The 22,891-nt window shown below is 66.8% G+C and carries 20 protein-coding genes; 7 read left to right on the forward strand and 13 right to left on the reverse strand.

All coding sequences use genetic code 11. The features are described 5' to 3' along the window. The first annotated feature begins 11 nt into the window (after positions 1–11). Both KW835_RS03640 and KW835_RS03645 read left to right on the forward strand, forming a co-directional pair. The gene (locus KW835_RS03640; RefSeq protein ID WP_218380896.1) at positions 12–1,727 is read left to right on the forward strand and encodes an NAD(P)/FAD-dependent oxidoreductase; all 1,716 of its coding nucleotides are present in this window, start codon (positions 12–14) and stop codon (positions 1,725–1,727) included. A 12-nt stretch (positions 1,728–1,739) separates the two neighbouring features. Beyond that, a complete protein-coding gene (locus KW835_RS03645; RefSeq protein ID WP_218380897.1) occupies positions 1,740–2,288 on the forward strand; it encodes a VUT family protein in 549 nt (182 codons plus the stop codon). A 1,052-nt stretch (positions 2,289–3,340) separates the two neighbouring features. On the opposite strand, the gene KW835_RS03650 is transcribed toward KW835_RS03645, so the two are convergent. After that, on the reverse strand, positions 3,341–4,684 hold the full coding sequence (locus KW835_RS03650) for an amidohydrolase (RefSeq protein ID WP_218380898.1): 1,344 nt from the start codon (positions 4,682–4,684) through the stop codon (positions 3,341–3,343). Between the two features lie 126 nt (positions 4,685–4,810). On the opposite strand from KW835_RS03650, the gene KW835_RS03655 reads away from it, so the two are divergent. After that, complete coding sequence (locus KW835_RS03655; RefSeq protein ID WP_255593215.1) at positions 4,811–5,890, forward strand: GlxA family transcriptional regulator; 1,080 nt, start codon at positions 4,811–4,813, stop codon at positions 5,888–5,890. Between the two features lie 25 nt (positions 5,891–5,915). Here the strand turns inward: KW835_RS03655 and KW835_RS03660 are convergent, their stop codons facing one another. The 6 genes from KW835_RS03660 to KW835_RS03685 all read right to left on the reverse strand — a co-directional run bounded on the left by KW835_RS03660 (position 5,916) and on the right by KW835_RS03685 (position 13,041). Beyond that, positions 5,916–7,484, reverse strand: a complete 1,569-nt coding sequence (locus tag KW835_RS03660) for a methyl-accepting chemotaxis protein (RefSeq protein ID WP_218380900.1) — start codon at positions 7,482–7,484, stop codon at positions 5,916–5,918. Between the two features lie 239 nt (positions 7,485–7,723). Further along, entirely contained in the window at positions 7,724–8,602 is an 879-nt protein-coding gene (gene htpX / locus KW835_RS03665) for a protease HtpX (RefSeq protein WP_218380901.1), read from the reverse strand. Positions 8,603–8,803: 201 nt separating this feature from the next. Continuing rightward, complete coding sequence (locus KW835_RS03670) at positions 8,804–9,601, reverse strand: DUF3025 domain-containing protein (protein ID WP_339385489.1); 798 nt, start codon at positions 9,599–9,601, stop codon at positions 8,804–8,806. Continuing rightward, positions 9,586–10,638, reverse strand: a complete 1,053-nt coding sequence (gene pyrC / locus KW835_RS03675) for a dihydroorotase (protein ID WP_218380902.1) — start codon at positions 10,636–10,638, stop codon at positions 9,586–9,588. Before pyrC ends, KW835_RS03670 begins: the two co-directional genes overlap by 16 nt. A gap of 138 nt (positions 10,639–10,776) precedes the next feature. Beyond that, the gene (locus KW835_RS03680) at positions 10,777–11,787 is read right to left on the reverse strand and encodes a tripartite tricarboxylate transporter substrate binding protein (RefSeq protein WP_218380903.1); all 1,011 of its coding nucleotides are present in this window, start codon (positions 11,785–11,787) and stop codon (positions 10,777–10,779) included. Positions 11,788–11,871: 84 nt separating this feature from the next. After that, the gene (locus tag KW835_RS03685) at positions 11,872–13,041 is read right to left on the reverse strand and encodes a M20 family metallopeptidase (protein ID WP_218380904.1); all 1,170 of its coding nucleotides are present in this window, start codon (positions 13,039–13,041) and stop codon (positions 11,872–11,874) included. A 102-nt stretch (positions 13,042–13,143) separates the two neighbouring features. Here KW835_RS03685 and KW835_RS03690 point away from each other — a divergent pair, with 102 nt between their 5' ends. After that, positions 13,144–14,067, forward strand: coding sequence for a MurR/RpiR family transcriptional regulator (locus KW835_RS03690; RefSeq protein ID WP_218380905.1), 924 nt, complete (start codon positions 13,144–13,146; stop codon positions 14,065–14,067). A 150-nt stretch (positions 14,068–14,217) separates the two neighbouring features. On the opposite strand, the gene KW835_RS03695 is transcribed toward KW835_RS03690, so the two are convergent. The 6 genes from KW835_RS03695 to KW835_RS03720 all read right to left on the reverse strand — a co-directional run bounded on the left by KW835_RS03695 (position 14,218) and on the right by KW835_RS03720 (position 19,666). After that, the gene (locus tag KW835_RS03695) at positions 14,218–14,955 is read right to left on the reverse strand and encodes an amino acid ABC transporter ATP-binding protein (protein ID WP_218380906.1); all 738 of its coding nucleotides are present in this window, start codon (positions 14,953–14,955) and stop codon (positions 14,218–14,220) included. A 152-nt stretch (positions 14,956–15,107) separates the two neighbouring features. Further along, the gene (locus KW835_RS03700; RefSeq protein ID WP_218380907.1) at positions 15,108–15,776 is read right to left on the reverse strand and encodes an amino acid ABC transporter permease; all 669 of its coding nucleotides are present in this window, start codon (positions 15,774–15,776) and stop codon (positions 15,108–15,110) included. A gap of 1 nt (position 15,777) precedes the next feature. Next, complete coding sequence (locus tag KW835_RS03705) at positions 15,778–16,533, reverse strand: amino acid ABC transporter permease (RefSeq protein ID WP_218380908.1); 756 nt, start codon at positions 16,531–16,533, stop codon at positions 15,778–15,780. Positions 16,534–16,640: 107 nt separating this feature from the next. After that, positions 16,641–17,540, reverse strand: coding sequence for an amino acid ABC transporter substrate-binding protein (locus KW835_RS03710; protein WP_218380909.1), 900 nt, complete (start codon positions 17,538–17,540; stop codon positions 16,641–16,643). Positions 17,541–17,658: 118 nt separating this feature from the next. Then, a complete protein-coding gene (locus tag KW835_RS03715) occupies positions 17,659–18,498 on the reverse strand; it encodes an amino acid ABC transporter substrate-binding protein (RefSeq protein ID WP_370633576.1) in 840 nt (279 codons plus the stop codon). Between the two features lie 235 nt (positions 18,499–18,733). After that, on the reverse strand, positions 18,734–19,666 hold the full coding sequence (locus tag KW835_RS03720; protein WP_218380911.1) for a LysR family transcriptional regulator: 933 nt from the start codon (positions 19,664–19,666) through the stop codon (positions 18,734–18,736). Between the two features lie 236 nt (positions 19,667–19,902). On the opposite strand from KW835_RS03720, the gene KW835_RS03725 reads away from it, so the two are divergent. The 3 genes from KW835_RS03725 to KW835_RS03735 all read left to right on the forward strand — a co-directional run bounded on the left by KW835_RS03725 (position 19,903) and on the right by KW835_RS03735 (position 22,870). Beyond that, a complete protein-coding gene (locus KW835_RS03725; RefSeq protein WP_218380912.1) occupies positions 19,903–20,466 on the forward strand; it encodes a TRAP transporter small permease in 564 nt (187 codons plus the stop codon). Further along, a complete protein-coding gene (locus KW835_RS03730) occupies positions 20,463–21,761 on the forward strand; it encodes a TRAP transporter large permease (RefSeq protein WP_218380913.1) in 1,299 nt (432 codons plus the stop codon). The genes KW835_RS03725 and KW835_RS03730 overlap by 4 nt, the downstream gene beginning before the upstream one ends. A gap of 74 nt (positions 21,762–21,835) precedes the next feature. Further along, positions 21,836–22,870, forward strand: coding sequence for a DctP family TRAP transporter solute-binding subunit (locus KW835_RS03735; protein WP_218380914.1), 1,035 nt, complete (start codon positions 21,836–21,838; stop codon positions 22,868–22,870). Positions 22,871–22,891 lie beyond the last annotated feature (21 nt).

The following is a 22,891-nucleotide window of genomic DNA, read 5'->3' on the forward strand; positions in this document are numbered from 1 at the left end:
CCCGCAAGACCATGATCCGCCTTTCTGAAATCCGGCTGCCCTTCACGGCGGCCGAAGACCCCGATGCGCTGCTGCGCGCCGCCGCGGCCAAGCTCCTGGGCCTGGCCCCGGCCGACATCACCCACCTGCACGTCTTCAAGCGCAGCTTCGACGCGCGCAAGGTCGAGCTGCTGGCGGTCTACATCGTCGACATCACGCTCGCCCGGCCGGAACACGAAGCTGCGCTGCTGGCCCAGTTCGACAGCAACCCCCACATCCAGCCCACGCCCGACATGGCCTGGCACCCCGTCGGCCAGGCGCCTGCCGACCTGCCCCTGCGCCCCGTGGTGGTGGGCTTCGGACCCTGCGGCATCTTCGCCGCGCTGGTGCTGGCGCAGATGGGCTTCAAGCCCATCGTGCTGGAGCGCGGCAAGCCGGTGCGCGAGCGCACCAAGGACACCTGGGGCCTGTGGCGCAAGCGCGAACTGCACGCCGAGAGCAACGTGCAGTTCGGCGAAGGCGGCGCCGGCACCTTCAGTGACGGCAAGCTGTACAGCCAGATCAAGGACCCGCGCCACCTGGGCCGCAAGGTGATGAACGAGTTCGTCAAGGCAGGTGCTCCCGAAGAGATCCTGTACGTGGCCCACCCGCACATCGGCACGTTCAAGCTCGTGAAAGTGGTGGAGAACCTGCGCGAGCAGATCATTGCGCTGGGCGGCGAGATCCGCTTCGAGCAGCGCGTGACGGACGTGGTCGTCGAAGGCTCGGGCGACGCCCGCCACCTGCGCGGCCTGAAGGTGCTGAACCAGGCCACGGGCGAGACCACCGACCTGCGCGCCGACCATGTGGTGATGGCCCTGGGCCACAGCTCGCGCGACACCTTTGCCATGCTGTACGACCGCGGCGTCGCCATGGAGGCCAAGCCGTTTTCCATCGGCTTTCGCATCGAGCACCCGCAGGGCATCATCGACCGCGCTCGCTGGGGCCGCCACGCCGGGCACCCGCTGCTGGGCGCAGCCGACTACAAGCTGGTGCACCACGCGCAGAACGGCCGCGCGGTGTACAGCTTCTGCATGTGCCCCGGCGGCACCGTGGTGGCCGCCACCAGCGAGCCCAACCGCGTGGTCACCAACGGCATGAGCCAGTACTCCCGCAACGAGCGCAACGCCAACGCCGGCATGGTGGTGGGGATCGACCCGCGCGACTACCCCACCGATGCCGCCGCCTTCGACACCCACCTGGGCCGCACCCACGGCATCGAAGCAATGCCGCAAGGGCGTTTTCACCCGCTCGCGGGCATCGTGCTGCAGCGCCAGTTGGAGTCCAACGCCTTCGTGCTCGGCGGGCGCGATTACAGCGCGCCGGGGCAACTGGTGGGCGATTTCATTCAAGGCACGCCATCGAAACACCTGGGCGATGTGGAGCCCTCGTACAAGCCGGGCGTGGCCCTGGGCGACCTGCACGCCGCCCTGCCCGGCTACGCCATCGCCGCGCTGCGCGAGGCACTGCCCGTGTTCGGCCGCAAGATCAAGGGCTTTGACATGCACGACGCGGTGCTGACCGGCGTGGAGACGCGCACGTCGTCGCCGCTCAAGATCGGGCGGGGCGAGAACCTGCAGAGCCTGAACACGGCGGGCCTGTACCCCGCAGGCGAAGGTGCCAGCTATGCAGGGGGCATCCTGTCGGCCGGTGTGGACGGGATCAAGGTGGGCGAGGCCGTTGCGCGCGCCCTGCTGGGCACGTCCTGACGCAGTGGAGGCATGGTGGCAAGTGTGCTGACACGTCCGACCCGCACGCAGTTCGCGGCCTCTGCCTTGGCCATGGCCGCCGTGGTGCTGGCCTCCAACATCCTGGTGCAGTTCCCGCTGAACGACTGGCTCACCTGGGGCGCCATCACCTACCCGATCGCGTTCCTGGTGAGTGAACTGGTCAACCGCGCCCACGGCCCGCAGCACGCGCGCCGCGTGGCCTGGGTGGGCTTTGCGGTAGCGGTGGCTGCTTCGCTGGTGCTCGCGCCTGCGCGCATTGCCATCGCGTCCGGCACGGCGTTTTTGCTGTCGCAATGGCTGGACATCGCCGTGTTCGACCGGCTGCGCCATGGCACCTGGTGGCGCGCGCCGCTGGTGGCCACGCTGTTGGCCGCGGTGCTGGACACGGCAGTGTTCTGGAGCATCGCGTTTGCCGGCAGCAGCGACCCGTGGTTGACCTGGGCGCTGGGGGATCTGGGTGTGAAGCTGGTGCTGGGGGTGGCGCTGCTGATGCCATTCAGGCTGCTGATGGGGAGCAACGTGGCGCGGCGTGCTGCTTGAAGTTTTGGCGCGTCGTCTCTACCCGTACGGGTGAGGTTGAGCCTGTCGAAACCGGGGCGCCTTACCCCGCCCGTTCGGGTTGAGCTTGTCGAAACCGGGGCGCCTCACCCCCGCCCGTTCGGGTTGAGCTTGTCGAAACCGGGGCGCCTCACCCCCGCCCGTTCGGGTTGAGCTTGTCGAAACCTGGGCGCGCTCGCGGGCTCGCTGAGGGGCAGCATGCCTGGTTCAAGTGCGGAGGCCGGGAGTCGCCCGGCGGCGAGTGTCTTTCTTTTGCTTCGCCAAAAGAAAGGCACCAAAGAAAAGGCGACCCTGCTGTCTGCGTCCCCTTCGCTGCGCTGCGGGGCAACCTGGGGTGCTCGGGCGCGGGGTGTGCCGCAGAACTCACTGCGCGCTGCGCGCTCCGTTCAGACAACTGCGGCAAGTCAGAGCACGAAGGCGTGTGTCCTTCGGCACACGCCCACCCCGCCCCCTGCGCGCCCCAGGCGCATCCAGAAGGGATGGAGGGCCAAACAGCCACACGGGCCATCGCGTTGCTCGGCCCCATCTCGCGGGCGCAAGCGCCACGCGCTGCGCGGGCGGGGCCGAGCAACGCGATGGCCCGTGTGGCTGTTTGGATGTTCGGCTGTCCACCCCCTGCTGGCTGCGCCTGCGGCGGGGCGGTTACGGGGTGGCATGCGCGTCGGAGCGCGCATGCTTCGTGAACTGACTCGGCGCAGTTGTCTGAACGGAGCGCCGCAGGCGCGCAGTGAGTTCTGCGGCGCACCCCGCAACCGACACGACGCAGGTCGCCCCGTAGCGCAGCGAAGGGGTCGCAGACTGGGGGTCGCCTTTCTTTTGGGTACTTTTCTTTGGCGAAGCAAAGAAGAAGTACCTCGCCCGCCGGGGCGAACTCCCGGCCTCCGCCCTTGAACCAGGCACACCGCCAATCAGCGAGCCCGCGAGCAGCACCCAGGTTTCGACAAGCTCAACCCAAACGGGCTGGAGTGGAGCGAGGCAGGGGCGGGCGCCAGGCAGCGCAGGTGACACCACAACCAGCGCCAAGCCCCCACGCCCTACTTGCGCTGCAGGAAATCCACCGCCAGCGCAGCCAGCGTGCGCGCCCCCACCGGCAACTGGTCTTCATCGATGTCGAACAACGGCGAGTGGTTGGACGGCGCCTTGCCGAAGTCCGCACCCTTGGGTGGTGCGCCCAGGAAGTAGAAGAAGCCGGGCGCCACTTTCTGGAACTCCGAGAAGTCTTCCGAACCGCTCACCTTGGGGATGATCATCGCCTTGCCGCCAGAGGCGAGCTTGAGAGCCGGCAGCGATGCGGCCGTGAGCTCCGCCGGGTTGGTGGTCACCGGGTAGGCCACGGGCCCGAAGCGCACCTTGGCCTTGGCGCCGCTCGACGCCGCGATCTGCTCGGCCGTGGTGGTGATGCGCTTGAGCGCCTCCTGGCGCATGCCCTCGTCGAAAGTGCGCAGCGTGCCCAGCATCTCGACGTTGTCAGGGATGATGTTGTAACGCGTGCCACCCTGGATCTGCCCGATGGTGATGACCGCGGGCTCCTGGCTGATGTTGAGCTGGCGGCTCACCACCGTCTGCAGGCCCAGCACGACCTGGCTGGCGGCCACGATGGGGTCCACCGCGTTCCAGGGCGACGAACCGTGGCCGCCTCGGCCTTCCACCTGGATGCTGATGTTGTCCGAGCCGGCCATGAGCGGTCCGCTGCGGTAGCCCACCACGCCGGACGGCAGGTTGGCAGTGATGTGCAGGCCGTAGATGGCTTGAACGTCTTTCAACGCGCCCTCTTCCACCATGGCCTTGGCGCCGAAGCTGGGCACCTTGCCATTGGCATCGGGCTCCACAGGTGCGCCTTCCTCGGCGGGCTGGAAGATGAACTTGATGGTGCCGGGCAACTGGGCCTTCATGCCGGCCAGCGCTTCGGCCGCGCCCATGAGCATGGCCACGTGGGCATCGTGCCCGCAGGCGTGCATCACTGGCACTTCCTTGCCCAGATAGGTGGCCTTCACCTTCGAGGCGAACGGCAGGCCCGTGTTCTCGGGCACGGGCAGCGCGTCCATGTCGGCCCGCAGCGCCACCACCTTGCCCGGCAGGCCACCGCGCAGGGTGCCCACGACGCCGGTGCCGCCCACGTTGGTCTGCACCTCCATGCCCAGCTTCTTCAGGTGCTCGGCCACGAGCTTGGCGGTGCGCACTTCCTGGCCCGAGAGTTCGGGGTGGGCATGGATGTCGCGGCGCCAGTTGACCATCTTGGGGGCGACCTTGGCCACGGCCGTGTCGATGGCCTGCAGGCCGGCGGCATCCAGCGCCTGGGCATGGGCCGATGAGACAAAAGTCAACCCGCTGGCAAAGAGGCCAACAGCAAGCGAAACGGCAGAAAATTGTTTTTGCATGGGCAGATCCGTAGGAAATAAACAGCCACGAGGGACTGGGTGGGGAAGCGAAATGCACGTTCATGCTAGAGGCCGCACCAGGCTTCATGACAAGCGAAAATGGCCATCCGCAGAGCCAATATCGCCATGCCACCGTCAACCTTCTCCTTGCCTTCTGCCGCCTCGAAGCTTCCGGTGTTCCGTGTGGACATCCCGCTGTTGCCCGAATCGGCTGTGGGCAGTGCATTGCAGTTCATCGATCTGTTGCGCGCCGCCAACCTGCTGGCCAGCCAGCGCCAGGGCGCGCAGGCTCCACGCCTGGCCTGGCGCCTGCTGGACGCCGAGGGCCGGGCCCTCGCGCCGCTGCCGGGCCCCCTGGCGGCCTACACCGCGCCCGATGACCAGGCCATGGGCACCACCCCCGCCCATGCCGTGCTCATACCCTCGTTCCACGCGCCCGACATTCCGGCGATCCGCGCGGTGGCAGCCCGCCACCGCGCGCTGTCGCGCCAGCTGGGCATCGCCCTCGACGCAGGGCAAAGACTTCTCACCGTGGGAAACGGCGCCTGGCTGGCGGCGCACAGCGGACGCCTGAATGGGCGCCAGGCCTGCCTGCCCTGGTTCTACATGGCGGGGTTTGAGCGGGACTTCCCGGACATCGGCCACAGCCAGGGATTGGACATTTCGGACGAGGAGGGCCCCTGGATCAGCTGTGCGCTGCCCTGCAATGTGAACTTGCTGGCCATTGCCCTGGCACGCCATGCACTGGGCTCGGAGCTGGGGACAGCGTGCGAAACCGTGATGACCCCAGACCACCAGCGCGCCCGCGCCGCGCTGCAGGCCAAGGCGCAGCATTTCCCTGTCACGCGTGACAGTGCACTGGCTCGCGCCATCGCCTGGATGGAAGCGCACCTGGACCAGCCCTACTCCCTGGCCCGGCTGGCCGAGGCTGCGTCGGTGAGCACGCGCACGCTGCTGCGGCACTTTCAGCAGGAGCTGTCGCAGTCACCCCTGGACTACCTGCACGGCCTGCGCTGCGCCCGCGCCCGGGTGATGCTGGAGGTGACGCTCGAGAGCGTGCCCAGCATCGCTGTGGCCTGCGGCTATGCGGACCCGGCGGCTTTTCGGCGCATCTTCGCCCGCTACGCCGGGATGGCACCGGCCGAGTACCGCAAGCGGCATGCGCTGCGCGCCCCGCGCCGCCGCTGGCGGGTTGAAGTGAAGTAGCCTGGCTGTCGTGGGCCCGCACTGATCAGCGCAGCGCGTTGCCCGCCGGCAGTCGGAAAGCCTCCACCAGCTCGGCCAGTTGCTGCGCCTGCGCGCGCAGGCCCTGCGCGGCGGCCGACGATTCCTCCACCAGCGCCGCGTTCTGCTGCGTCATCTGGTCCAGCTGCGAGACGGCCTCGCCCACCTGGCTCAGGCCCGTGGTCTGCTCGCGCGCGGCGGTGCTGATCTCGCCGATGATGGTGGCCACCTGGCGCACCGAATCGACGATCTCGCCCATGGTGCTGCCCGCCGCGTGCACGAGCTTGGAGCCCTCGTCCACCTGGCGCACGCTGTCACTGATCAGCCCCCCGATCTCCTTGGCCGCAGTGGCCGAGCGCTGGGCCAGGCTGCGCACCTCGCCCGCCACAACCGCAAAGCCCCGGCCCTGCTCGCCCGCGCGGGCGGCCTCCACCGCCGCGTTGAGCGCCAGGATGTTGGTCTGGAAGGCGATGCCGTCGATCACGCTGGTGATGTCGGCAATACGGCGCGAGGATTGCGCGATGCCGTCCATGGTGCCCACCACACGGTCCACCGCGTCACGGCCCCGCTGGGCCACATCGCTCGCGCCCGTGGCCAGGCCACTGGCCTGCGCGGCGGCATCGGCGCTGTGGCGCACGGTGGCCAGCAGTTCCTCCATGCTGGCGGCAATTTCTTCAAGGTTGGAGGCCGTGTGCTCGGTGCGCGCCGACAGGTCGCTGTTGCCCGCTGCGATCTCGCTGCTGGCGCCCGCCACCGAGGTGCTGGCCTGGCGCATGCCCACCACCAGCCCCGCCAGACGGGCCTGCATGCCGCCCAGGCGCGCCAGCAGGGCCTGCAGCTCGTCGCGGTTGCCCAGGCCGGGAGCAGGAATGGTCGAGGTGAGGTCGCCTTCGGCAATGCGGTCCGTGACCTCGGACGCATGCGCCAGTGGCTGCAGGATGGAGCGCGAGAGCATCCAGGCGCACGCCAGGCTCAACAACAATCCCACGGCAGAGCCTGCGGCCAGCAGCGTGATGCCCTGGCGTTCGCTGCGGGCCGCAGCGTCGCGGGCCTCGACCACGCGCTGGCGCTGGAACTCCGCCAGCTTGTTCACCGCCGCTGCATAGGCTTCGGCCGCGGGGCGCAGGCGCGAGGCAATGGCGTCGGGGGGCAGGGCCTCGCCATCCTTGCGGCGCTTGACCAGGTCGTCGCGCACGGTGCGAAAACCGTTGCCCGCCTTGTCGATGGCGTCGAACAGGGCCTGGGACTCGGGGTCCGCGGCCAACTCGTCCAGCCGCTTGCGCACTTCGGCGGAGCGGGCCGAGGTGAGCTTGCGGTCAGCGTCGATCCGCGCCGCATACGCGGCGTTGTCGATCTCCAGCAGGGTCTCGGCACGGGCAGAGCTGAGCACCACGATGGCATGCAGCTCGCGCGCCAGCAGAGCACGTTCGGACGATGCGCCGCCCAGGTCGTCGGCGATGTCCTGCAGCCCCGCCAGCCGCCAGATGCCCACGGCCGCCGAGAGCGACATGACAAGACACACAACGCCAAAGGCCAGGGCCAGGCGCACCGCAACACGTGCGTGGGAGATGGACATATAAAAAGGATTCCGAAGGTGAATACGTGGGACGCGGCAGCCAGACTGCCCCCAGGCGCGCCGCCGCGTGCAGGGGCATGCCAGCTTATCGACAAAACGTTACAAGCACTTGAGCCCCGCGTTCGGAGTCGGCCCCGGTCCGCGGCTTTCGCCGTCCATGAAAAAACCGCCACAGGGAGTACACCCTGTGGCGGTTGTGTGGTGCCGGGCGGCGGGGCCGGGCTGCGGCCCCACGGACCTCAGTGCTGCTGCGCGTTCTGCAGCGCGGCGATGCGCTCTTCGATGGGCGGATGGGTCGAGAACAGCTTGCCGATGCCGCCCGCGATGCCCATGGCAGCCACGCTCTTGGGCAGCTCGCCGGGGTGCATGCCGCCCAGTCTGGCCAGGGCGTTGATCATCGGCTGGCGGCGGCCCATGAGCTGGGCGGCACCCGCGTCGGCGCGGAACTCGCGCTGGCGGCTGAACCAGGCCACGATCATCGCGGCCACGAAGCCCAGCACGATGTCGAGCACGATGGTGGTGACGTAATAGCCGATGCCGGGGCCCGAGCTGTTCTCGTCGTTCTTGCGCAAAAAGCTGTCGACCGCGTAGCCGATGACCCGAGACAGGAACACCACGAAGGTATTCATCACGCCCTGGATCAGCGTCATGGTGACCATGTCGCCATTGGCGATGTGGGCCACTTCATGGCCAATGACGGCTTCGACCTCGTCGCGCGTCATGCCCTGCAGCAGGCCGGTGGACACCGCCACCAGCGCCGAGTTCTTGAAGGCCCCCGTGGCGAAAGCGTTCGGGTCGCCTTCGAAGATGCCCACTTCGGGCATGCCGATCTTGGCCTGGTCGGCGAACTTGCGCACCGTCTCGACGATCCAGCGCTCATCGGGCGAGCCCGAGCCGTCGATCACGCGCACGCCAGAAGTCCACTTGGCCATGGGCTTGCTGATGAGCAGCGAGATGATCGCGCCGCCAAAGCCCATGATGAGCGCAAAGCCCAGCAGCGCGCCCAGGTTCAGCCCGTTGGCCGTGAGGTAGCGGTTCACGCCCAGCAGGCTGGCCACCACCCCCAGCACGACAACGACGGCCAGGTTGGTCATCACAAATAACAGGATCCGCTTCATGGAATGAATTCTCCGTGGGGTAAACAACAACGATGGTGTTTGCTGGCTCAGATGGGGGCCGGGGACAACGCTTCAAGCGGCACGCCTTCCGGCATGGCAGGGCCCAGAGCCACCGCACCCGCCGCCCATGGCCGCGATTTCATCGCGCTATGGTAGGTGCAAACCTGCGGCGCGGCCTTATCACACAAGCGCTGACGGGAATTACGGCCGGGGCTGCGGGCGCGCTGGCCGAAAGACCTGGGCGTCGGCATAGAAGCCGGGCGCTTCGTTGGCGGGCCACCAGCCCGGCACGCCCAGCACCGGCAGCGGCACGAACGGCTTGGCGGCCCAGGTGGCGGGCTGCACCGCGTGCGCCAGCCAGCCATCGAGGTCGGCCAGCGCATCGCGCGCTATCAGATCAATAGCTATAGGCACCCGATAGACGTGCGCGACCATGGGTTTTCGTGGTGCAACCAGCTTCTCCATGAGCGCGTGGCCGAACAGCACCAACCGGGCATGGCCCCACAGCGGGCGCAGGTCGACGAACAACCGCTGCCAGTCCCGCGCCGTGAGAGCATCCCACAGCGCATCGGGTGCCTGCAGCAGCGCGCCGTTTTCATCGAACACCGTGAGCGCATCGCGCAGCGGCCCACGCACGGCCTGCACGCCATCGGCGGCGATGGCCTGCGCCTGCAGCTCGTTCAGCCGGCGCTTGGCCTGCGGGAAGTGCAGCCACACCAGGCCGTTGAAGAAGTCGTGCAGGTTGTCGCGGGTGGGCACGCGGCGGGTGTCCCGGATGTACTGCTCGTACGCCATGCCGCCGGGAAGCTCGGACTGGGCGGCGAAAACCACCGGCGCATCCCCAGGCATCGCGGCCTGCAGCGCCTGGCCGACCGGGCTGCCGCCCTGCACCTGGCGAGCCACCGGCAGGCCGCGGCCTCGCCACGGCGCCAGCCAGGGAGCACTCCAGTCGATCGCGCAGGGCAACGTGGTCGTGGGCGGGCTTACACCAGCCGCCACGGCAGCGCTTCACCCGAGCGCAGGGGCTTGAGATTGGCCTCGCCGAAAGCGAAGCTCTCAGGCGGCGTCCAGGATTCGCGGCGCAGGGTGATGGTGCCGGTATTGCGCGGCAGGCTGTAGAAATCGGGGCCGTGGAAGCTGGCAAAGCCCTCGAGCTTGTCCAGCGCGCCGGCGTTGTCGAAGGCCTCGGCGTACATCTCCATCGCGGCATGCGCGGTGTAGCAACCGGCGCAGCCGCTGGCGTGCTCCTTGAGGTGCGCGGGGTGCGGCGCGCTGTCGGTGCCCAGGAAGAACTTGGCGGAGCCGCTGGTCGCGGCCTCCACCAGCGCCACGCGGTGCGTCTCGCGCTTGAGCACGGGCAGGCAGTAGTAGTGCGGGCGCACGCCGCCGACGAAGATCGCGTTGCGGTTGTACAGCAGGTGGTGCGCGGTGATGGTGGCGGCGGTGAAGCGGTCGGATGCCTGCACGTAGTCGGCCGCGTCCTTGGTGGTGATGTGCTCGAAGACGATCTTGAGCTCGGGGAAGTCGCGGCGCAGCGGGATGAGCTGCTGGTCGATGAAGACGGCTTCGCGGTCAAACAGGTCGATGTCGCTGCTGGTGACCTCGCCATGCACCAGCAGCAGCATGCCGGCCTTTTGCATGGCTTCCAGCGTCTTGTAGGTCTTGCGGATGTCGGTCACGCCCGCGTCGCTGTTGGTGGTGGCGCCGGCGGGGTAGAGCTTGCAGGCCATCACGCCCGCGTCCTTGGCGCGCGCGATCTCGTCGGCGGGCAGGTTGTCGGTGAGGTACAGCGTCATCAGCGGCTCGAACTGCACGCCGGCCGGCACGGCGGCCAGGATGCGCTGCTTGTACTCAAGCGCCTGCTGCGCCGTGGTCACGGGCGGGCGCAGGTTGGGCATGATGATCGCGCGGCCGAACTGCGCGGCCGTGTGCGGCACGACGGTCTGCAGCGGCTCGCCGTCGCGCACATGCAGGTGCCAGTCGTCGGGGCGGGTGATGGTGAGGGTTTGAAGGGGGTGGGAAGGTGCGGCGGTCATGGCCTGCATTGTCCCATTGCGCGCCCCACCCCATTGCACGCTATGCATTTGATAGCTGGTGGCGCTTGCCTACGGTGCGGCAGGCGGTCAAAACCCTTCCAACCGCGTATCCCGCACAACAGCCCTGGCGCCGGCAGGTCACTCCGCCGTGATGCCGACCTTGCGCACCACTTCGCCGAACTTCACCAGGCGCTCGGACATCATCTTCTCGAACTGGGCGGGGGTCATTTCCTCGGGCGCGATCACGCCGCGGTCCTTGAGGTTGGCGACCATGGCGGGCGACGTGGCCACCTGCCGCACGGCCTTGTACAGCGTCTGCACGACGGCGTCGGGCGTGCCGCCGGGCGCGGCCAGGCCGGTCCAGGACGTGAGGTTGAGCTCAGGGTAACCCACTTCGGCCAGCGTGGGCACGTCGGGCAGCTGCGGCAGGCGCTGGTCGGACGCCACGGCCAGGGCGCGCACCTTGCCCGCCTGGACGTGGGGCAGCATGATGACCAGGTTGTCCAGGATGAACTGCACCTCGTTGGCCAGCACCGCCGTGATCAGCGGCGTGCCGCCGCGGTACGGGATGTGCGTGGTGAACGCACCGGTCGCGGCCTTGAACATCTCGACGTTGAGCTGGCCCATGCTGCCCACGCCGCCACTGCCGTAGTTGAGCTTGCCGGGATTCTTCTTGGCATAGGCCACGAACTCGGCGAACGTCTTGAACGGCAGGCTGCTGTGCACGACCAGCGCGTTGGGCTGGCGGCCCAGGATGGCGATGTTCTCGAAATCCTTGACCGGGTCGTAGCCCACCTTGGGCTGGGTCAGGGGGTTGGCCAGGTGGCTGCTTTGCGAGGACACGACCAGCGTGTAGCCGTCGGGCTTGGCGCGCGCCACATACTGCGCGCCCACCGAGCCGCCCGCGCCAGCACGGTTTTCCACCACGATGGGCACACCCAGTGCCTTGGACAGCGGCTCCGAATACTGCCGGGCCATGATGTCCACCGACCCGCCGGGCGGGAACGGCACCACGAGCGTGATCGGGCGAGAGGGGTACTTCTCGTCGGCCTGCGCGGCCAACGGAGCGAGGCCGGCCAGGGTTGCCAGGCCCAGCGCGAGGCTGGCGGCAAGAGCGCGGCGGCGGGGGAATTGCGAGGCAAGAGTCATGGGTCTTCTTTCAGGAAACAAGGGACGGGGCGCCCGCACCGGCAGCGGACCGGCCGGACTTGGCGCGGTCAGGCGCACTGAGGATCAGGGGTGGTCGAGAACCGCCAGCGCCACGGCCTGGGCGCGGGGCACGAAGGTCGACAGCTCGCAGTACTCGCGCTCGGTGTGCGGATGACCTCCCACAGGGCCGGTGCCGCACAGCGTGGGCGCGCCCACCGATGCGGTCAGGCCGCTGTCGGCCGCTCCACCCGTGAACTCGCCCTGCACCGCGAAGCCCAGAGTCTCTGCTCCGCGCTGGTACAGCGCCAGCAGCGCATCGGGCGTGGGCTTCATGGGCAGCGTGCGGCGCGATTCGGTGATGCGGCCCTGAGTGCGCGGCACGGACTCCTCCTCGACGATGGCGCGCACCTTGGCCAGCAGCTCGTCAGGGTCGGTGTCGGACGTGAAGCGCAGATCCACCTCAGCCCGCGCATGCGGGGCCACCATGTTGGGCACGATGCCGCCCTGCACCACGCCCACGTTGCAGGTGACGCCGGTGGCGGGGTCGGTCAGCGCATGCAGCGCCAGCGTCTTGCGGGCCAGCGCCTCGATGGCGCTCGCACCGGCTGCGTGGTTGATGCCGGCGTGGGCAGCAACCCCCTCCACCTCGAACATCACCACCATCGAGCCCTTGCGGCTCGTCACCAGATTGCCGCTCACGCGGCCCGGTTCGGCATTGAAAACTGCCTTCACGCCGCGCGCCTTGGCCATGATGCGCTCGCGCGTGACGGGCGAGCCGATCTCCTCGTCGCACGAGAAGAACAGCTGCAGCGGCCCCTTCAGCCCGCCGCAGCGCGCAAAGGCCTCGGCCACGAAGACGTTCATCACCAGGCCCGACTTCATGTCGGCCACGCCGGGGCCGTAGGCACGACCGTCCGCCACGCGGAAGGGGCGGCGCGCCACGGTGCCGGCGGGGTAGACGGTGTCCATGTGGCCCATGAGTACGATGGGCGGGCCGTCGCTGGCGCCCGGCACATCGGCGTGCAGCAGCACACCATAGCCCGGCACGGGCTCGAAACGCACTGCAACGCCAGCGGCCTCCAGCCGCTCGCGCAAGGCAGCGGCCACCGCCGTGACACCGGCCTCGTCACGGCTGCCGCTGTCGATGTCCACCACTTTCTGCAACAGGTCTTGCATGGCTTGGGACTGGCTGGCGAGCCAGTCCAGAATGCGCTGGCGCACCGCCAGGCCGTGGTTTTCAAGGGTATCCTGCATTTGAATCCTCGGGTTGGACCCCGGAATCGGGGCGCGAATCTGGGTCGAAGTGTTGCACGCGACGCTCGTGTTTGCAATACGTATTTCACAAAATAGACATTAATGAAATCATCATTGCAAACACCCCATGGCTTGCTGACCGAGCGTCTGGCGCGGCAGAGCGCGGAGCTGACCGCCAGCGAACGCGCCCTGGCCGAGGCCCTGGGGCGCGACTACCCGCACGCACTGCTGGAGTCCGCCACGGCGCTGGCCGCGCGCAATGGCACCAGCGCGTCGACCGTGGTGCGGCTGTTCGCCAAGCTGGGCTACGCCAGCTATGCCGAGGCCCAGCGCGAGGCGCGCGGCGAGGTGACGGCCCTGCTGCAGACCGCCGGCCAGCGTGCGCCAGTGACCATCGGCACCGACCGCAGCCTGCAGCAATGCGTGGACGATGCGTTGCTACACGACCAGCACAACATCACCGCCACGCGCGACGGCCTGGACATGCGGGCCTTCGAGGCCATCGCGCAGCGCATTGCCGATGCACCGGGGCGCTTGTTCGTGCTGGCACAGATCAACAGCGCCCCGGTGGCAGCCTGGCTGGCCCTGCACCTGAACATGTGTCGCCCGGGCGTGCACGAGCTGGGCGCGGGGGCCGTGGCAGCCACCGACCAGTTGCTGTGGGTGCAGCCGGAAGACACGCTGCTGGCCTTCAGCATCCGCCGCTATGCCAGCGGGCCGGTGAAGGTGGCCCAGCGCTTTCGCGATGCGGGCGCGCAGGTGCTGGCCATCACGGACAGCCCGGCCGCCCCGCTGGCGGCGCTGGCCCGACACCTCGTGCAGGTGCGCACGTCCAACGCATCGCCCTTCGATTCGTATACCGCCGCTTTCTTCGTCTGCAATGCCCTGGTCTCTGCCGTCGCGCAGCTTCGGCACGCCCAGGTGTCCGAGGCGCTCAGGCGCCGCGATACGCTGTGGAAGGACGTGGAGGACCAGCAGCTCATCGCGGTGCAGACGGCTTCCCGCAGGTCCACACGCAAGCAGTAGCGCAGGCTCGAGCACACCCCGGCGTGGCGGCGGCCCGGACGCCTGCACGGCAAAGGGCCGCAGCGGGCACTCCAAAAAACAAGGCGCCCGAAGGCGCCTTGCAAGACTGCACGTGTGGGCACACCAGGAACCCGGCCTGCCGCGCAGAGTTCAGTGCTGCAGGATCTTGTTGAGGAAGTCCTTCGTGCGGGGCTGGCGGGCCTCGGGGTTGTTGAAGAACTCATCCTTGGAGCAATCCTCCAGGATCTTGCCGCCCACGTCCATGAAGATCACGCGATTGCTGACCTTGCGGGCGAAGCCCATTTCGTGGGTCACGCACATCATGGTCATGCCTTCGTTGGCCAGGCCCACCATCACGTCCAGCACTTCGCCGACCATTTCAGGGTCGAGCGCAGACGTGGGTTCGTCGAACAGCATCACGATGGGATCCATCGACAGGGCGCGCGCAATGGCCACGCGCTGCTGCTGGCCGCCCGAGAGCTGGCCGGGGAACTTGTCCTTGTGGGCGATCAGGCCCACGCGTTCAAGCATCTTCAGGCCGCGCTTCTTGGCGTCGTCCGCGCTGCGGCCCAGCACCTTGATCTGCGCGATCGTGAGGTTGTCCGTCACCGACAGGTGGGGGAACAACTCGAAGTGCTGGAACACCATGCCCACGCGACTGCGCAGCTTGGGCAGGTCGGTCCTGGGGTCGTGCAGCTTTACGCCATCGACCGTGATCTCGCCCTTCTGGAAGGGCTCCAGTGCGTTGATGGTCTTGATCAGCGTGGACTTGCCCGAGCCCGAGGGTCCGCACACCACCACCACTTCACCCTTGTTGATGGTGGCCGAGCATTCGTTGAGCACCTGCACGGGGCCATACCACTTGGATACGTTCTTGAGTTCGATCATTTCTTTCTCCAATCTCTTCTCTTGTCACTTTTTCGGGGCGCCGCGCAAATAGACCGATGCGGCCTCTTGCGGGGACGCCGTGGAACTGGCTCTGCCAGGCCACTGGCGTCCTCCCCTTCACGGGGGATGGCGCCGAAGGCGACTCAGGGGTGCTACCGAATAATTGCGATCTTCTGGTGCAGGCGCTTCACTGCCCACGACAGCGCATAGCACATCACGAAGTACAGCACGGCAGCGGCCAGGTACGCCTCGATGGGGCGGCCGAAGTTCTTGCCCGCCACTTCGAAGCCCTTGAGCATGTCGTACGCGCCAATGGCATACACCAGCGACGTGTCCTGGAACAGGATGATGGTCTGCGTGAGCAGAACCGGCAGCATGTTGCGAAACGCCTGCGGCAGCACCACGAGCTTCATGTTCTGTCCATACGTCATGCCCAGCGCCTGGCCGGCATACACCTGGCCGCGCGGGATGGACTGGATGCCGGCGCGCATGATCTCGCTGAAGTACGCAGCCTCGAACGCGATGAAGGTGATGATGGCCGACACCTCGGCGCCGATGGGGCGGCCGATGATCGCGGGCACCAGCAGGAAGAACCACAGGATCACCATCACCAGCGGAATGGAGCGCATGCCGTTGACGTAGATGGTGGCGGGCACATCCAGCCACTTCTTGCCCGACAGGCGCATCAGCGCCAGCAGGGTGCCGAAGAACACGCCGCCCAGGGTGGCGATGACCGTGAGCAGCAGGCTGAAGTACAGCCCCTTGAGCACGAAGTTGGAGATCAGGTCCCAGTTGTAGAAGGAAAAGTCAAGGTTCATCATGTCAGTGCCCCCCGCCGCCGCTGGCAACGACCATGCCCGGAATGCGCACGCGCTTCTCGATGAACGCCATAATCCGGTTGATGGCAAATGCCGAGATGACATAGAGCCCCGTCACCGCCAGATAGACCTCGATACCGCGCGAGGTTTCTTCCTGCGCCTGCATGGCGAACATCGTGAGTTCGGCCACCGACACGGCAAACGCCACCGACGAGTTCTTGAAGATGTTCATCGTCTCGCTAGTCAGCGGCGGGATGATGATGCGAAACGCCATGGGCAGCAGCACATAGCGGTATGTCTGGAAGGTGGTGAAACCCACGGCCATGCCGGCATAGCGCTGGCCGCGCGGCAATGCCTGGATGCCCGAGCGCACCTGCTCTGCGATGCGCGCCGAAGTGAAGAAGCCCAGGGCCAGCACAACGAGCACGAAGCCGGGAACACCCTTCATCACGGGAAAGAGGCTGGGAATGACGTGGTACCAGAGGAAGATCTGGACCAGCAACGGAATATTACGGAACAGCTCGACCCAGGCATTGCCCAGACGAACGATCATGGGCCGGTCCTGCAGCGTGCGCAGCGTGCCGATCAAAGAGCCCAACACAAGCGCCAGCACCAAGGCCAGCAACGAAACGGACACCGTCCAGCCCCAGGCCGACAGCATCCAGTCCAGGTACGTGATGTCGCCGCCCTTGCCGAAGCAGCTTTGCACGACTTCCCTGTCCATGGTGTCCTGGCAGAACACCTGCCAATCCCAACTCATAGGAGCACCCCTTTATTTCTTGGTGAGACGTTGGGCATGCCATGGGCACACCCAACAAAAAAGCCCCTTCAAACCGGTTGGCCGAAGGGGCACAAGCGTCGCGAAGATTACTTCTTGGCGTAGTCTTCCATTGGCTTGTCGTTAGGAGCTGCCCAGGCTGCCTTGGTGGCGTCGGAGATCGGCAGGCCGATCTTGGTGTTGGTCGGGGGCACGGGCTGCATGAACCACTTGTCGTACAGCTTGGCCAGCGAACCATCGGAGATCTGGCGCTTGATGGAATCGTCCACTGCCTTCTTGAAGGCAGCGTCGTCCTTGCGCAGCATGCAGGCGATGGGTTCCACGTTCAGGACTTCGCCGACGATCTTGTAGTCGGCGGGGGCCTTGGACTTGGAGATGTTGGCAGCCAGGATGGAACCGTCCATCACGAAGGCGTCGGCACGGCCGGTTTCCAGCATCAGGAAGCTGTCGGCGTGGTCCTTGCCGAAGACTTCCTTGAAGTCGATGCCGCCAGCGCGCTCATGCTTGCGCAGGGTCTGCACCGAGGTGGTGCCCGTGGTGGTGGCCACGGTCTTGCCAGCCAGGTCCTTGATCGAGGTGATGCCCGAATTGGCCTTGGCAGCGATGCGCACTTCTTCCACGTAGGTGGTCACGGCGAAAGCCACGTCCTTCTGGCGAGCGGCGTTGTTGGTGGTGGAGCCGCACTCCAGGTCCACGGTGCCGTTGGTCACCAGGGGGATGCGGTTTTGCGAGGTGACGGGCTGGTACTTGATGTCCAGCTTGGCCAGGCCCAGCTGCTTCTGGATGTCGTGCAGGACGATTTCACCCATTTCGGTGTGGAAGCCCACGTACTTGCCGTTGCCCAGGGTATAGGAAAGACCCGAAGACTCGCGCACGCCGAGCGTCACACTGCCCGAGGCCTTGATCTTGGCCAGGGTATCCGTGGCTTGCGCGAAAGCGCTGCCTGCAGCGAGGGCGGTCACAGCAACCGCGAGCAAATGCTTCTTCATGAGAATCTCCTTGTATGTGAAGCGAAAGGACAGAGGGGAATTTTAGGGCTCGTCACCAGCCGGGGTCACCGGCGGGCCAAGCATCCCAAAAAGGGGGTACGCGACCAGGGATTGTTAGTCAGAACGGAACCTGGTCGGTAGGGTATTTCCAGAAGTCCCGCAGCAAATAGCTGACGGGGAGGTTCAGCACCGTGTTGGTGGGAGGGATGGGCTTGTTGAACCACTTGTCATAGATGGGGTAGATGTCGCGGCTGGTGATGAGCCGCCGCATCTCCTCGTCCACCAGCTTCTTGAACTCGGGGTCGTTCTTGGGCAGCATGATGGCCAGCGGCTCGGTGGTCATGAACCGGCCCACGACCTTGAGCGCCTTGGGGTCTGGACGCCCGGCCGCCAGGCCGTACAGCAGCACGTCGTCCATCACGAAGGCATCGGCCTCGCCCTTTTCCACCATCTCGACCGCCTTGGCGTGGTCGGGCGCCTCCACGATGGTGATACCCATCAGGCGCTCGCGGTTGGCCTGGTCGGCGGCTTTGAGAGGCGTGGTGCCCTTGGTGGACACCAGCTTCTTGCCGTTGAGGTCTTCCACCTTGTCGATGGGGCTCGCGGACTTGACCAGCAAGCGCGCGCCGGTAATGAAATGGGGGATGGTGAAGGCGACCTTCTGGCGCCGCTCGGCGTTGTTGGTGGTGGAGCCGCACTCCATGTCCGCCTTGCCCTGCTCGATCATCGTGATCCGGTTGGCCGGCGTGACGGCCACGAACTCGATTTCCATGTCCTTCTTGCCGGTCTTCTTGCGCACCACATCGGCCAGGCGCAGGCACAGGTCCACCGCATAGCCCACCGGCTTGCCAGACTGGGAATCCACGTACGAAAACGGCACGGACGACTCGCGGTGGGCAATCACCAGCTTGCCGCCGGCACTGACACGCTCCAGCACGGTGGCGGCCTGCACGGGCATGGCCAGCGCAGCGCACAGGGCGGCAAGGCCTGCTGCGAATCCCGATGGCTGTACTTTCATGCGACGTCCTGTGGTGTGAATGAATCGGTTTTGCAATGTTCGTGCCAAGCACCCTGAGCAACCCACGCTGCAGCGGCCGATTCAGCGATGGCGCGAACTGTACGTGTCGTTACCATGAAACTCCAATGCCGTTTGCGGGCGCAACTATGCAAAGTGTTTATATCCGTATTTACCCTTAGCATGACCCTGCCTGGGCCTGCAGGTAAGTCCACAGCGCCTGGGCCGTGCCCTTCGGGGCTTCCTTGCCGGCAGGCTTTTCGCGGTAGGCCCGCACATCCATCGTCATCTGCAGGCCATCGGCATCGGGGGGTGCTGCGCTTACCAGGCGGCGCGAACGCAGTTCCTTCTTGACGGCGCTGTGCGGCAGAAAGGCCACGCCATGGCCTTCGAGCGCCATGGCCTTCAGGCCCTCGGCCATGTCGGTTTCATACACCCGCTCCAGGTGAATGGGAGTGCCCGACTCCTTGAGGATGAGCTCCGTCACGCGCCCCAGGTAGGCGCCAGGCGCGTAGCCCAGGTAAGGCAACGGCTGGCCCGTGCGCCCGGGCAGGCGGTGCAGCGGCTGGCCGTCCGCATCAGCCTTGCTATAGGGCGAGAGCACCTCCTGCCCCAGACTCACCATCTCGTAGCGGTCGGCATCGAGCTGGAATGGCTGCGAGGGGTGGTGATAGGCGATCAGCAGGTCGCAGCCGCCCTCGACCAGGCGCATCACCGCATCGTGCACATTGAGCGCGATGAGCCGGCTCTTGAAAGGGCCGAACTTGTCGTGCAGGCTGGACACCCAGGCCGGAAAGAAGGTGAAGGCCAGCGTGTGCGGCACCGCGAACTCGATCATGTCCTTGCCGGCGCTGGTGTGTGCGCGCAGCATGGCGCGCGTGTTCTGCAGCGACTGCAGCATCTCCAGGGCCTGGTCATACAGGGTCTTGCCGGCGGGCGTGAGGCGCGTGGGGTAGGAACTGCGGTCCACCAGATCGGTGCCCGCCCAGGCTTCCAGGGCCTGGATGCGCCGCGAGAACGCGGGTTGGGTCACATGCCGCAACTGGGCGGACCGGCTGAAGCTGCGCGTTTCCGCAAGACTTACGAAATCTTCAAGCCACTTGGTTTCCATCGGTGCATTATCGGCGTGGGGCCCGGCGAGCGCCGGGCGGGGACATGAGGGTTTACACAGTGGTTACCAGCCGCACCAATGGTGTGCACACTTAGCAACATATTCCATAATACCCAGCAGCGCCCACCGCGCTTTTGCGCTCAGGGCATGTCCCTAGCCCCTGGTGCACAACACTGCCGGGCAGAGCATTCGACCAGCATTCGCATGCATGTTTGTTCTTCTCCATCCCTGCTCCCATGTCCTCCTCTTCTCCCCCGGGGGCCCCGGCCTCCGACGCGGCGCCTGCTGCCGCGAGCCCTGAGTCCGAGCCGCGCTCACTGCGGCTTGAAGACTGGCTCACCGTCATCGTGATGGCGGCACTGGCGCTCATCACCTTCGCCAACGTGCTGGTGCGCTACTTCACCAACTCATCCTTCGCCTGGACGGAAGAAATCTCCGTCTTCCTGATGATCGTGCTGGCCCTGGTGGCAGGCTCCGCCGCCGTGGCGCGCGACCAGCACATCCGCATCGAATACTTCGCCGAGGGCGGCTCGGCCCTGCGCAGCAAGCGCCTGGCACAGCTGGGCGCGATCACCGTGGCCGTGCTGTTTGCGCTCATTGCCGTGCTGAGCGTGCGCGTGGTGTGGGACGACTACCGCTTCGGCGAGACCTCTCCGGGCATCGGCGTGCCGCAGTGGTGGTACTCCATCTGGCTGCCGGTGTTCTCCACGCTGATCGCGGCACGGGCAGTGGGCTTGCTGGTGCGACGCACACGCGTGGTACCCGAAGGCACCCCCACGGCCAAGGACGCTCAGCCATGATCGCCACGTTGCTCTTCGTGGCCTTCCTGGGCCTCATGTTCGTGGGCGTGCCCATCGGCGCGGCACTCGGCCTGGCGGGCGCCGCAGCGATTGCGCTGGCGAATGCCGACAGCCAGTGGTTCGGCCTGCTGGCCGTGCCGCAGAACTTCTACGCGGGCCTGGGCAAGTACCCGCTGCTGGCCATCCCGATGTTCGTGCTGGTCGGCTCCATCTTCGACCGCTCGGGCGTGGCCCTGCGCCTCGTGAACTTCGCCGTGGCCATCGTCGGGCGCGGCCCGGGCATGCTGCCGCTGGTGGCCATTGCCGTGGCCATGTTTCTCGGCGGCATCTCGGGCTCGGGCCCGGCCAACGCCGCCGCCGTGGGCGGCGTGATGATCGCGGCCATGTCGCGCGCTGGCTACCCGCCCTCGTTCTCGGCCAGCGTGGTGGGCGCGGCAGCGGCCACTGACATCCTGATCCCGCCGTCCGTGGCGTTCATCATCTACTCCGTGCTGGTGCCGGGTGCCTCGGTGCCGGCGCTGTTCGCCGCTGGAATGATCCCTGGCGTGCTGGCAGGTATCGCGCTGATCGTGCCGGCCGTGTGGATGGCCCGCAAACACAAGATGGGCGCGCTGGAGGCGGAGATGCCCCGCCCGCCGTTCTGGAAGAGCCTGCGCGAGGCCACCTGGGGCCTGGCCGCGCCTGTGCTGATCCTGGGCGGCATGCGCGCCGGCTGGTTCACGCCCACCGAGGCCGCCGTGGTGGCTGTGTTCTACGGCCTGTTCGTGGGCATGGTGATCCACCGCACGATCAAGGTGCGCGACCTGTTCCCCATCCTGCGCGAGTCGGGCGAGCTGTCGGCGGTGATCCTCATCGTGGTGTCGCTGGCAGGGATCTTTGCGTATTCGCTGTCCACCCTGGGCGTGATCGACCCGGTGGCCAAGGCCATCGTGAACTCGGGCCTGGGCGAATACGGCGTGCTGGCCCTGCTCATCGTGCTGCTGATCACCGTGGGCATGTTCCTCGACGGCATCTCGATCTTTTTGATCTTCGTGCCGCTGCTGCTGCCCATCATGCAGCACTACAACTGGGACCCCGTCTGGTTCGGCGTGATCCTGACCCTGAAGGTGGCCCTGGGCCAGTTCACCCCGCCGCTGGCCGTGAACCTCATGGTGTCGTGCCGCATCGCGGGCGTGCGCATGGAATCGACCGTGCGCTGGGTGGGCTGGATGCTCGTCGCCATGTTCCTCGTGATGGTGCTCGTGATCGCCTTCCCGCAGCTGGCGCTGTGGCTGCCTGCCAAGCTGGGCTACTGATGGACGTACCGACGCATTGACCGACGCTTTGATTGACGCATTGACCCACCGATTTCTACAAGGAGACTGAAAACATGAAACTGCGCACCTTCCTGACCTCCGCCTTGGCCGCCGCTGCGGCACTGGCCTTCACGGCCCCCGCCGCCATCGCGCAGACCGCGTACAAGAGCGAGTACCGCATGTCCCTGGTGCTGGGCACCGCCTTCCCCTGGGGCAAGGGCGGCGAGCTGTGGGCCAACAAGGTCCGCGAGCGCACCAACGGCCGCATCAACATCAAGCTGTACCCCGGCGTGTCGCTGATCCAGGGCGACCAGACGCGCGAATTCAGTGCGCTGCGCCAGGGTGTGATCGACATGGCCGTGGGCTCCACCATCAACTGGTCGCCCCAGGTCAAGCAACTGAACCTGTTCTCGCTACCCTTCCTGTTCCCCGACTACGCGGCGGTGGACGCGGTGACGCAGGGCGACGTGGGCAAGCAGATCTTCGCGACGCTGGACAAGGCCGGCGTGGTGCCGCTCGCCTGGGGCGAGAACGGCTACCGCGAAATCTCCAACTCCAAGAAGGCCATCAAGACGCCCGAGGACTTGAAGGGCCTGAAGATCCGCGTGGTGGGCTCGCCCCTGTTCCTGGACACCTTCACCGCGCTGGGCGCCAACCCCACGCAAATGAGCTGGGCCGACGCACAGCCCGCGTTCGCCAGCGGCGCCGTGGACGGCCAGGAGAACCCCATTGCCGTCTACATGGCCGCCAAGCTGCACACCGTGGCCCAGAAGCACGTGACGATGTGGGGCTACGTGAACGACCCGCTGATCTTCGTGGTCAACAAGGACATCTGGGCGTCCTGGACGCCCGCCGACCGTGAGATCGTGAAGCAGGCCGCCATCGACGCCGGCAAGGAAGAGATCGCCATCGCACGCAAGGGCATGGTCGAGGCCGACAAGCCGCTGCTCAAGGACATCGCCGCCAACGGCGTGACCGTGACGCAGCTCTCCGCCGCCGAGCGCGCCGCCTTCGTGAAGGTCACGCGCCCGGTGTACGACAAGTGGAAGGGCCAGATCGGCGCCGACCTGGTGACGTCGGCCGAGAAGGCGATCGCGGCACGCAAGTAATATTTGCTATCAAATGAGGAG

It is taken from the genome of Acidovorax sp. sic0104, assembly GCF_019219095.1.
Classification (GTDB): domain Bacteria; phylum Pseudomonadota; class Gammaproteobacteria; order Burkholderiales; family Burkholderiaceae_C; genus Acidovorax.